Raw genomic sequence first — 12534 nt, 5'->3', positions numbered from 1 at the left:
CATATTTTGCAGTTTTTGAGCGATCGCTTGCAAAATGATCTAAAATCGCCAGTGGTCTTCATTAGCTTTAGTGCTGGTGTAGTCGGCGCAATTGGAGCAGCCTGTTCCTGGCAACTCTTAGGAGGTAATATCAAAGCCTTTATTGCTATAGATGGCTGGGGAGTACCTCTGGCGGGAAACTTTCCGATTCATCGCCTGAGTCATGATTATTTTACTCATTGGAGTTCTTCGGTCTTAGGAGGTGGGCATAATAATTTTTATGCAGAACCACCAGTTGACCATTTATCGATATGGCGATCGCCCCAAACAGTCAAAGGTTGGTGGGTAGATCCATCCCAGGAAGTTTCTCACCCTCCAGTTCGCCTGACTGTAACCGAATTCTTACATTTACTACTAAAACATTATGAACAAATTTAATCAGGAAAACAGCATTAGTCAGCAGAAGTGAAGATTAAACAATTTCAAATTAAACAATTCCAAATCATGAACATTACGAGATGAAAAGGATCAGAGAAAATATTAGCTTCCTTACTCCCTCACTCCTGTACGGGCGGGTTTATGAAAAATTTCGACGGCTCACAGACTCTTTGCTTAAACTCGCCCCTACCCATTCCTCATTCCCCAGTATTTAAATGTTTCCAACTGAACCAGCTGCTGTCAATAACGGATTTAGCGCCCTGCTAAAAAATCGTGGCTTTATGCTCCTGTGGATTGGGCAGATATTGTCCCAGTTGGGAGATAAAATCTTCTTTGTCTTAATGGTTGCTCTGCTGGAGAATTACCAACCACCTCCAGGTTTAGCCCAAAACTCCATGTACTCAATTTTGATGCTGGCTTTCACATTACCGGCAATTTTGTTCGGTTCTGCGGGTGGTATATTTGTAGACCGCTTTTCTAAAAAGTTCATTTTAGTAGGTGCTAATGTATTGCAGACATTATTAATGCTGCTCATAGCATTTTTACCAAGAGAGTTTTTTATTCTCTTGATATTGACCTTTGCAATCTCCACCTTGGCACAGTTTTTTGCTCCAGCAGAGCAAGCTGCTATCCCTGTGTTGGTACGAAAAGAGAATTTTATGGCAGCCAATGCACTGTATAGCAGCACCATGATGGGAGCTTTAATTATTGGTTTTGCCATTGGAGAGCCAATATTGAGTTTAGCGAAAAATTGGTTAGGAGCAGGCTATGGTCAAGAAGTTGTGGTTGGTGGACTATACTTATTATCTGCATTAGCCGTACAACCAATTAACTTCGGAACTGCTAACAAATTATCTAGCGAAAACTCTTGTCCAGGAATTAATCCTTGGGTTGACTTTAAAGCAGGTTTGCGCTATCTAACTAAAAATCATTTGATATTAAATGCCATGCTGCAACTCACAACTTTATATTGTGTATTTGCCGCCTTAATGGTGTTGACGATTAGATTAGCTGCCGAATTTGGTTTGAAAGAAAAACAATTTGGCTTTTTCTTAGCCGCAGCTGGAGTAGGTATGGTATTTGGCGCAGCAATTTTGGGTCATTGGGGTCATAAATTGCATCACAAACCCTTACCCTTAATTGGATTTTTGATTATGTCTCTGGTTTTAGGGGTGTTCACTTTCACCCATAATCTAGTTCTAGCTTTAGGATTAAGTGCCTTTTTGGGCATAGGTGCGGCTTTAATTGGTGTACCGATGCAAACTTTAATTCAGCAGCGCACACCACCTACCATGCACGGAAAAGTATTTGGCTTTCAAAATCATATCGTCAATATTGCCTTATCTGCACCCTTAGCAATTACTGGACCTTTAACTGATGTTCTCGGCTTACGAACTGTTTTGGTAGGAATGAGTATAGTCGTAGCAACTGTTGGTATTTGGGCTTGGAAAAACACTCGTGGAGTTCTCCAAGACGTAATTTAGCCAGAATGATTAGCGTTGCTGAATTTTTTTGAACTCTTATACAGATGCATTTTAGTTACTTTATCTTACCTTTTTTGGGTAAATCTTTAATATATGGGCAAGGGAGCAGCGCTCTGGCTTTGCACCCTTCTTGTCGTCCGTTATCCGATAATTTTCTGACAAATCACTGAATTAACCCCAAGAATCCCTAATTTGCTTGGGGTTAAGTTTCTACTTATTGGCTAACCATGCCTCCAAATCCAACAAAGTGTTAAAGTCCAATAAAGCCTCACCCAGAGTTTCCAATTGTTCCAAAGTCAGAGTTTCAAATTGTTTACGCATCCCTGGGGGTAATTCTCCCAGTTTGCGAGTGAGTTGACGCAAAACCAGATTTCGTTCTCGTTGTTCCCCTCGCTGTTCGCCTTCTTCGAGAATTTCTTGGTAAATTACTGACTCGCGCATCATACCCTCCCGAAATAATCTTCTAATCAAATCCTTCTTAAATTTTAACCCTGCTAAGATTTGGGTGTAGGCGGAAATTTCCGGTCGTTGTGTTGTCTCTACTTGGTTGACTCGCTGCACAATTTTTTCTAGCAAGACTGGGGGTTGATTGGTGGCTGTTAATGGTGCTAGGGGTAATAAGGCCGAGTCTTGAAGAAACGGTTCGGGGTTTTCCTCCCACATCTTAATTACCCGATATTCGTGTCTTGTGTTTTCTACTGTAAAGGCTGTAGCAATTTCACTGTCATCTTTGGGGGGAAGTAGTAAAACTACCACTTGTGTGATTGGTAAACGATATAACCGATACAACCGCACCCAATAATCGAGCATTCGCAGAGGTAGGGGTGGTGTGGATTCCAATTTGGTTTGAAATTCTAAATGGAGAATCCTGCCTTCTAGTTGTAAAAAGGTGACGTAATCGGCGCGGATGGGTTCAATACTCAATTCGGTTTTTAGGACTGTAGCACCTGTTTGCGGTGTGCCTAATACCCAACTGGCGAATGTTTCTGGATGTTTTTCTGATAGCAGTTTGCAGAGATTGTCGAAGGACATTGATGATACATGGCTATTTCATTAAGCATTATTATTATCTCGTAGGGCTGAGTGCGATGGGCGTTCGCGTAGCGTGTCCGCAGGACTCAGCCCCGCCTTCGGCGATCGCAATTCCACCATACTAAACTTTCCATGTCCGAGATTGTTGCTGCGCCTGCCAAAGTTGTGCATAACGCCCACAACTCGAAATCAATTCCTCATGATTGCCATTCTCAACTATTTTTCCGGCTTCTAACACCAAAATCTGATCTGCACCAGTCACAGTGGAAAGTCGATGAGCAATCACAATTACCGTCTTATTCTCCACAAGTTGGTCAATTGCCCTTTGTACTGCTACCTCACTTTCAGTATCTAATGCTGATGTTGGTTCATCTAGTAGAACAATCGGCGAATCCTTGAGAATAGCACGAGCTATAGAAATTCGCTGTTTCTCACCACCAGAAAGCGCCCCACCCACTTCACCAACTTTGGTATTATACCCATTGGGTAGACGAGAAACGAACTCATGACAGTTAGCCACCCTTGCTGCTGCTTCCACCTCTGCGTCAGTTGCGTCAGGTTTGGCGAGGCGAATATTATTTAAGATGCTGTCATCAAATAAGTAGACATCTTGAAAAACTACGGAAATATGTCTCATTAACTCAGTGACATCAACATTGCAGATATCAACACCACCAATTTTTATGGTTCCACTTTTGACATCAGCATATCTACCAATCAGTTTGGTAATAGTTGTTTTTCCACTGCCGGAACTACCCACCAATGCTGTCAAGCTGCGTTCTGGTAAATGGAAGGAAACACCATGTAATACTGATTCATCTTGATCAGCATAAGCAAAAGTGACATCATCAAAGGCAATATCAAATTTATCTAGGGTAGTTGGTGATTGAGCAATGGGCAACGGTGGAATTGCCATCAATGCCTCAATTCTTTCCAAAGAGGTTTCCATTAAGTCAAAGATAGTAGTGAGATTGCCAAAGATAGCAACAGGTTCACTAAAACGTGTAGCAATTACAACCAAGGCAAAAACTTGTGGAATCTCAATACTGTCTTGAAGAATGTACAATACGCCCAAGGCTAGTAATAAAATAATCCCCACTTGTACCACAGTTGACATCAGCAGTGCAGGCATAGTACCCAGGCGGTGGGCGCGAACTTGAGTTTGACGTTGGGTAGAAATGGCCTCACGCAATCGCTGGGATTGTTTGCCTACTTGTTTGGTAGCTCGTAGCACTGGTAAACCTTGAGCATATTCGATGATGCGGGAGGCGCTATTAGCATCAGCAACGGCTATCTCTCGCAACTCTGAACCAGCAATAGCCCGTTGGCGTTGATAGATGGGAACTGCTAAAGGAAATGTAACCAGCATAGCAGTTGCTAATCGCCAGTCAATGAAGTAGGTAACGAAGATAATAACTATGGGGACAACCATTGTTTTGATGATCATGGTTGCCATATTCCCGATAGAAAGTAGAGAATCGGTGACATTACCGCTTAGAACTACATTCAAATCACCAGAACGGCGGCGGTTAAGTTGTTCTAGAGGCATTTGGCGTAATTGTTCCCCTAATTTCAATCGCATTTCATGGGCAGCATCAAGGGAAACTATCCAGCCAAAACGCAGTTCATGCCAACGTAAGGCAAATTCCATGATGACGAGAAATGCCATAACAGCAACTAATGTCCAAACCCGGTTAGTGTCGATGGGATTCGCAATCAGGGCTGTGAAGAGGGGAAAGCAAAGCGCAAAAATGATGCCTTGGATAATGGAAGCGATGACAGAAAGGGTGAGAGATTCTTGTAAATTTGAGGAGTAGGAACCTGATGCTACAATCATCCGCCGAAAGCTGTTAATCATAATTTGTAATTCGTAATTCGTAGTTCGTAATTCGTAGTTCGTAATTCGTAGTTCGTAGTTCGTAGTTCGTAATTTGTGATTCAAAAACTCAGATTTAAGGGATTTCCAGAAAATAAATTACCCCATTTCATCAGACCATCTTTGTTCTTTATCCCCCCTGCGCCCTGCGCCCTGCTCCCCTGCCTACCTCAGCAATGGGATATTTTTTAAATTGGAAGTCCCTAATCTAAATTTCCGGGGTGGGATTTGTCGCTCTACTTAGAAGTAATTTGCAGTTGTGAATTTCTCAGTCCCCAATTTTGGGCGTTGCGATGGTTATCCCACAAACGGGTATAGAGTCCATTGGCATTCACAAGTTCTTGATGTGTACCGCTTTCGAGAATGCGTCCGCCATCGAGGACGAGAATTTGGTCAGCATTGATAATTGTGGAGAGACGGTGAGCTATAATAACTAGGGTTTTACCAACAGTCAGAGATGCGATCGCCTGTTGAATTAAGGCTTCATTTTCTGGATCAGCAAAAGCTGTGGCTTCGTCGAGAATAACAATGGGGTTATCCTGTAAAATTGCTCTAGCAATAGTAATTCTTTGCTTTTGTCCCCCAGATAAACGAGTACCACGTTCACCGGCAATGGTGTCATAACCTTGGGGCAATTCTAAAATAAAATCGTGTGCCTGTGCGGCCTTCGCTGCCGCTTCCACCTCAGCATCTGTGGCATCAGAACGCCCTAAACGAATATTTGCTGCTATAGTGTCATAGAGCAAAAAAGTATCTTGAAAGACAAAAGACACCTGGGACATCAATGTATTAGTAGTCATTTTTCGGACATCCACACCACCAATTTCTACTGTTCCTGCATCCACATCCCAAAAGCGGGGAATTAACTTAGCAACGGTACTTTTACCTGCACCTGATGGCCCTACCAAGGCAGTGACAGTACCTGCTTTGATGCAGAGATTCACATCCTTTAAAGCTAGACGATGAGTTTCTCCATAGGAAAACGTCACATTACGAAAGCGAATAGATGTATCTGATGGTTGCTGGGGATGTTCTGGTTCAGGTAGCGGAGTTTCTGCAAGCACTTTAGCAATGCGCTTGGCGGCGGCGGCGGATTTATTAATAAACTGAGACAACCACATAATGGGTAATAAAGCTTCCATCACTCCTGAAGAAAGGAGCAAAAATAATATCAGAGTCGGAAAATCCAATGTTCCCTGAATCATTAACCAAGTCCCCACTGTCACCACAACAAGTAAAGTGGGTAAGGATGCCATAATTAAAAAACCTAGACGGCCAGCAAGTTGAGTTTTATCTGTCCATGCTTTAAAATGTCGGTTAAAATCATTTAAAGACTTACTGTAACGGATAAAAGAAGTTGTACCATCATCAAAAGTACGGACAACTTGCATTCCTTGAACAAACTCAATTACCGTACCGTTAATTTTTTCATTCGCCTCATCATAAGCTTGGCGTTCTGTGGCGTAATCTCGCATTGCTAAACGCATAAATATTAATCCAATCGGCGCAGGTGCAAGGGTAGCCAATGTCATGCGCCAATCTACAACAAACAAGATAATTAAAGTTATTAAAGGGGCGCTATAAGCACGGGCAATAAAGGGCGTACTATCAGCCACAAAAGCGTGGAGTTCTTTAACATCATCTTGAACAATCTTTTTAATTGTGCCAGAACCAGTTGTCACCACATAACCCAGAGGTAGACGCGCTAGATGTTCGGCAATTTGCGTGCGGATGATTTCTTCTAATTTGAAAGCCGCTATATGCGAAATCCGAAATGCCCAAATCCGGGAAATAAAAGTAATCACAGTAGCAATAGCTGATGCTGTAATTAACAACCAAAGAAACTGGGTATTGATATTAGTAGATAATAACTCCCGCACAATTACAGGAATTGTTAATAATGCAGCTAAAGTTGTGATTGTATTCAAAACTGACAGTGACATAGCTGCAATTACTCGCCCTTGCACTGGCTTCACAGTTTCCCATAAACCAGTTTCTTTTTGATTATTTTTTGTAGATTCCATTTGATTTTATATTAAGAATTTATGCGTTGGTAGAACATAAAAAGTCCAGAGTAAATTCCGGCATACTATTTTAAGTTTGTAGTGAGGACTTTAGTTCTCAAAATAAGGGCTTCAGCCCTTATTACAAGCAAAAAAATTGTAATACTTGCGTAAATTCTGGTTAAATTGGCATAGAATTGTGTAATTTGGAAATTTCACTTCCTTCCAAAAAATCTAAAATTGCACTAAAGTCAAACGATAAAAATCTTGTAAAAAAGGCACATAACAAAAGAAACGAGTTTTCCAAGAAAAACGCTGCAAATACTGAGATGACAAATTCGCAAATCTGAAAACTTCAGCGACTTGATAACGAGGATTCCACTTTTCAATCAATTTGATATCAGCAATTCCCCAATCAAACTTGGCTGATGTATATTTAATAGAGTCGTGATGTTTTTGATTTTTTACCATGAACGGTGACATGGAATCAAATGCGAACGAAGAACTAGGAAAATGTTCTAAAAGATTAGCAAATAACTCCTTAACTTGCACTTCAGAAAGATACATCAGCACACCTTCCGCTACAAATAAACAAGGTTCATTACTAACAGATTTAACCTCGGCAATCCAATCTGTATCTAAGGCAGAAGCTGTAATAAAGCGACGGCGTTCTGTTTCTGTAAAAAACTGTTTTCTGACTGCCATTGAGTCTGGTAAATCTAAATCAAACCAGCGCACCTTACCGTTATCTACCCTTTCAAAGCGAGTATTTAATCCTGTTCCGATTTCGATTACAGTACATTGGGGATATTTTTCTAGATAGTTGCGTACCCAATTATCAAGGATCATCCCTCGAATACAACAGCCAACTTGACTATCTTGAGAAGTCGCAAATTTATCAAAGTTGTAATCAATTGATTCGAGAATTTCCGCCGATTTAGGATCTATAATAATGGGGTTTTGTTGTTGTAGTTCTGCGGCTCTCGCCCAGAGGGGAATTAATAATGTTTCTTGGATAATTCCCAGGTCAACTTTAGTTTTCATTATGGATACCTCGACACGTATATAAGCTGTTTACTTACCAGTTTAAATGGCTAAAACTCTGCTCACTACCCCAAGACGGATTTTTTTTACCCCAAAATGAATACTTTTCTCAAAAGCATCTCATTAAGTTAGCAGCACAGTGTTAAAATCTAGCTCTGACTTGTACTCCAACAGTCCTACCATCGGCTGGTACACCAAAGGGTACTCCTGGCAAAATAAAACTCTCAAAGGCTTCAGTAAAGTAATTTTTATCAAACAAGTTATTACTAAATAGATAGATGCCAAAATTATCTCGTTCATATCCAATGCGAGCATTAACTAATACTAATGGTTCCTGTTGAAGTTGGTTGTTTTCTTCAAAAAAGTATCTACCAATTCCCTGTAATTCTGCTCTGCTAAAAAATCCTCCGGGGCTACGATATTGAGCAGCTAAAAAATAAGTATATTCAGGAGTTTTAGGAATTTTGTTACCTCTGTAGTTGACACCAAAAGCATCAGTAAAATCACTAAACTCGGCATTGATATAGCCGAAACTAGCAATTAAATCCAGTCCTTTGGCTGGCTTGGCTCTAGTTTCCAATTCAATCCCCCAGATATCTACGGCATTAGCATTAACAATTGTTGAGATATTTGGTGGCACAAAGCCAATCAATTGATAATCTTCTACTGAAGTAAAAAATAACGAGAAATTGGCTAACAAATTATTATTTAACCAAGAAGACTTTGCTCCCAGTTCATAACTCCAACTTGTTTCTCTATCAAATTGGGTTTCTTCTGGAGTATTGGGAAGTGTACTAAATCCTCCATTTTTATAACCACGAGCAATACTCCCGTAAACTAATAAATTGGGATTAAATTGATATTCCATAGCAAATTTAGGCAATAAAATGCTATCACTATCTGCAAGGTTAATATCACTAGCTGATGGTATAGAAAATCCGCCTATTTCAGTTATGGAACGCCTATTAATACTATAGTTACGATTTTCAAACCTTAACCCAGCCGTCAAATTTAACTGGGGTGTTGCTGCATAGGTAATTTGAGAAAAAAGAGCATAAGTTGTATCTTTAAAGTCACTGGGAGTTGACTGTGTTAATCCCACGGGAAAGCCTAGTGTTCCGGCATCACTACCGAAACTGCTAGTAACGTTAATTTCTGTGTCTTTATCTTCTAAATAAGCGCCAATTAACCATCGCCAAGGTTTAGCATCTGCTAATGATTGTAGGCGAAATTCTTGACTCCAATTTAATGTTTTGACATCAATTGAAGCTGTAGCGATATCTAAGATAGTGAAATCACCATCACCTGAACCTGGATTATTAGCCCACTGTCGCCGGGCTGTAATGGAAGTAAAATCAAAATTTTCTCCTTTGTAAGAGATTGCTAAGGATTGATTGTTGGTATAGACAACACTTTCACCCAAGAAGTCTGTTTGAATTTCATTGGGGTTGGGAGAATTAAATGGAACTGTAATTAATGAACCGTCGTTATATTCTTCGTAGTTCGTAGTTAACCTCACATCCCAATCTTTTTCGGGAGATACCCAACGCAGTTGACCACGGTAACTGGAATTTTGACGATAATCTGCTGAACGGTCTAAAAAGGTGTTGTTTACAAAACCATCTAGTTCCGAATAGTAACCAGACAAACTCAAAAATAAATTGTCTTCTAATGGACCTCTCACAGATAATTGATTTTCGCGCCAACCTGGAGATCCATAACTCACAGAACCTTGTCCTTGCCAAAAATTATCCGGGGGTGTTGTAATGATGTTGATGACACCTCCTTGAGTATTTTGACCATAGAGTGTACCTTGTGGTCCCCGTAATACTTCTATACGCTCGACATCAAACAGGGCGCTTTCGTAGCTAAACCAGTCAGAATAAGGAACACCGTCTACGTAAAGACCAACAGCAGAACCGCCACTACTATTACTGCTACTGGTGTTACCTAAACCACGAATGTTGTAGTTTGCTCGTGTACGTCCACCATTACTGCGTAAGGTGCTGAAATTAGGCGTAAATTTGGCAATATCTCTAGGAGAAGTTATACCAGAATCTTCTACCTCCTGGCCAGTAATCACCGTGATACTAGCGGGTACATCTTGAACATTTTCTACAAATTTTCCCGCCGTTACCTGTAGTTCAATTTCAGGTTCTGTAATAGCAGCAGATTCAGGGGTAGTTGTAATGAAATTAAGTCCTAATCCTTGATTACTTGAAACAATTTCTAGTTGAGGTGGCTGGGTTTTACCAATTACTATCACCTGAATGGTGTTTGGTTCTGTTTGTCTGATGGTGACAGAATCTATTTCCTCTGCGGGGTTATTTTGTTGAAACTCTTCCTCGTTGGCTAAATTGAGCCGAGTATTGGGGATATCAGCAATATATTTGTTATCTTCAATCTGGAAAAATACTTCTAGCGCTTCTGGTTGAGAAGTCTCTAAAATTACTTCTATACCTGTGTCTGTGGAATTAACTTTCACGTTGGTGATGGAGATAATTTCACTTTCTACAACTTGGGCGGTAACTTGTTCATGATCAGCTGTAATATCTGCATAGGCTGGGACAGCGATCGCTAATAAAGCAAGTATAATTGTTCCCAAGCCTGCTATGCACAAGGATTTAGGTATAGTGTTCATATCTCTTTGCACCCTTCCATTTTTTGGAAATCATCAATTTCAGATGGTGGAGAGTTTATACTAATAATGATTATCGCTACTACCCGCAGACGGATCTTAAATTACCCCAAAACGAACAAATTCAGAAATTCTGCTTTTTCAATAACGTGATTTTAAGGCACTAGGTTTAATGCCAAATTTTCTTTTAAAGGCAGCAGTAAAATGGCTAAAGTTAGAGTAGCCAACGGCAGATGCAACTTCTGTGACATTCATTAAACCTGATTCTAGTAAAAAACGCGATCGCTCCATTTTATATTGATGTAAATAACCGAATGCTGTAGTGCCAAATACTTGACGAAATCCCAATTTTAGTTTATGTTCGTTCAACCCCACCGCCTGAGCTAGAGATAACAATGATGGGGGATTTTCTAAATTGCTAATGAGAACATCTCTGGCAAAATAAATTCGTTCAATTTCATCTGCTCGTAATTTTTTATAAATTTTACTTTCTGTTTTACTATCAGTTAATTCAGCTAACTTTAAGGATATTAATTCTAGGGTTTTACTTTCTAGGTAAAGTTTTTTTGTCAAATCTTTATAAGGACAATTAATAATTTGATGCAGAGCAATTTCCATAGCCGGATTTGTGATTCCTGACCAAGAATGCAGCCCAGAATCTTTACCTGAAATCACACTTCTAAGCACAGGAGAAAGTCGCTCGTATTCATCTTCTACAAGAGATTGGATGATTTTGAGATCAATACTCATTTCTACTAAAAATAAATTTTGTCTAGCCGGAATTTCCATAATTGTTTTATAAGCATTGCTATGAAGTAATAAATTACGTCCAGCTGTTACACTCAGATCAATTTTGGAACCAACAACCTCAGATCCAAGATTACCTGAAATACAAAAACCTAAACCTAAAGATGAATATTTAGTATTTGCTTGGATAATTAAATCTTCTTCTAAGTGTAAATTTTGAAAATATAGTTCAATACCGTTACGCAAATGCAAGTTATGGAGATGTCCTTTACCTAACTTTTCAGGAAATTTTAAGATTTTTTCGCTCGTTATTGATTGATAGTCACATCCAGTTTTGCGCTGAATTTCCGGAAAAAATTCTTGAATATCATTTAAAGTTATTGTTACTTTCACCTTCACCTCATTTATTCTTACATTAGGACTTACGCAAGAACTCTCTGAAACCCTCTTTAATTCTGCCAAGGGGAGACGCTAACGCGGTAAGCGTATTGCTAAAGCGAAGCTCCGCTAAGGCGGTAGTGTGCCGGAGGCTCTAGCTATGCCGAATGCTTGACGTGTCCTTTGTGGTATGCGCTATGCGTTAAGCGGAAGCTATGCCGAAGGCTTTACGTTTTCTCATAATTTTGCGTAAGTTCTGTTACATTATAAAATGCCATTAGCTTAATGAGAAATTATACTAATAAAAGTAAGTGAAATCAATAATGGTTAACAATATTAAACCCCAGTGAATCATTTACCTGATTCCTCAGTTATCCGATGTTACTGAGTGAACCCCAAGAATCCCTAATGTGCTTGGGGTTGAGTTTCTACTTATTGGCTAACCATGCCTCCAAATCCAACAAAGTGTTAAAGTCCAATAAAGCCTCACCCAGATTTTCCAATTGTTCCAACGATAGAATTTCCAATTGTTCACGCATCCCTGGGGGTAATTCTCCTAACTTGCGAGTGAGTTGACGCAAAACCAGACTTCTTTCCCCTTCCTGTCGTCCTTCTTGTCGTCCTTCTTGTCGTCCTTCTTGTCGTCCTTCTTGTCGTCCTTCTTGTCGTCCTTCTTGTCGTCCTCGTTGTTCGCCTTCTTCGAGAATTTCTTGGTAAATTACTGACTCGCGCATCATACCCTCCCGAAATAATCTTCTAATTAAATCCTTTTTAAATTTTAACCCTGCCAAGATTTGGGTGTAGGCGGAAATTTCCGGTCGTTGTGTTGTCTCTACTTGGTTGACTCGCTGCACAATTTTTTCTAACAAGACTGGGGGTTGATTGGTGGCTGTTAATGGTGCTAGGGGTAATAAT

At 40.1% G+C, this 12534-nt stretch carries 9 protein-coding genes; 2 read left to right on the top strand and 7 right to left on the bottom strand.

What is annotated here, in order from left to right:
- Together VB654_RS21800 and VB654_RS21795 are read left to right on the top strand one after the other, a co-directional pair.
- The coding region (locus tag VB654_RS21800; RefSeq protein WP_323215890.1) for a hypothetical protein at positions 1–417 on the top strand (417 nt) is incomplete at its 5' end.
- A 215-nt stretch (positions 418–632) separates the two neighbouring features.
- A complete protein-coding gene (locus VB654_RS21795; protein ID WP_323215889.1) occupies positions 633–1901 on the top strand; it encodes an MFS transporter in 1269 nt (422 codons plus the stop codon).
- 210 nt (positions 1902–2111) lie between these two features.
- Here the strand turns inward: VB654_RS21795 and VB654_RS21790 are convergent, their stop codons facing one another.
- From VB654_RS21790 to VB654_RS21760, 7 genes are all read right to left on the bottom strand, one after another.
- Positions 2112–2933, bottom strand: coding sequence for an Rpn family recombination-promoting nuclease/putative transposase (locus VB654_RS21790; RefSeq protein WP_323215888.1), 822 nt, complete (start codon positions 2931–2933; stop codon positions 2112–2114).
- A 121-nt stretch (positions 2934–3054) separates the two neighbouring features.
- Complete coding sequence (locus tag VB654_RS21785; RefSeq protein ID WP_323215887.1) at positions 3055–4791, bottom strand: ABC transporter ATP-binding protein; 1737 nt, start codon at positions 4789–4791, stop codon at positions 3055–3057.
- 254 nt (positions 4792–5045) lie between these two features.
- Positions 5046–6833 (bottom strand): ABC transporter ATP-binding protein, encoded by a 1788-nt coding sequence (locus VB654_RS21780; protein ID WP_323215886.1) that lies wholly within the window; start codon positions 6831–6833, stop codon positions 5046–5048.
- Positions 6834–7046: 213 nt separating this feature from the next.
- Complete coding sequence (locus tag VB654_RS21775) at positions 7047–7856, bottom strand: class I SAM-dependent methyltransferase (RefSeq protein WP_323215885.1); 810 nt, start codon at positions 7854–7856, stop codon at positions 7047–7049.
- Between the two features lie 142 nt (positions 7857–7998).
- Complete coding sequence (locus VB654_RS21770; RefSeq protein ID WP_323215884.1) at positions 7999–10497, bottom strand: TonB-dependent receptor domain-containing protein; 2499 nt, start codon at positions 10495–10497, stop codon at positions 7999–8001.
- Between the two features lie 138 nt (positions 10498–10635).
- Positions 10636–11634 (bottom strand): AraC family transcriptional regulator, encoded by a 999-nt coding sequence (locus VB654_RS21765; RefSeq protein ID WP_323215883.1) that lies wholly within the window; start codon positions 11632–11634, stop codon positions 10636–10638.
- 413 nt (positions 11635–12047) lie between these two features.
- The coding region (locus VB654_RS21760) for a DUF4351 domain-containing protein (RefSeq protein ID WP_323215882.1) at positions 12048–12534 on the bottom strand (487 nt) is incomplete at its 5' end.

The organism is Nodularia sp. UHCC 0506 (assembly GCF_034931045.1).
Classification (GTDB): Bacteria; Cyanobacteriota; Cyanobacteriia; order Cyanobacteriales; family Nostocaceae; genus Nodularia.
Note: the sequence above shows the minus strand (reverse complement) of the source record. Positions and strands in the feature narration are given on the sequence as shown.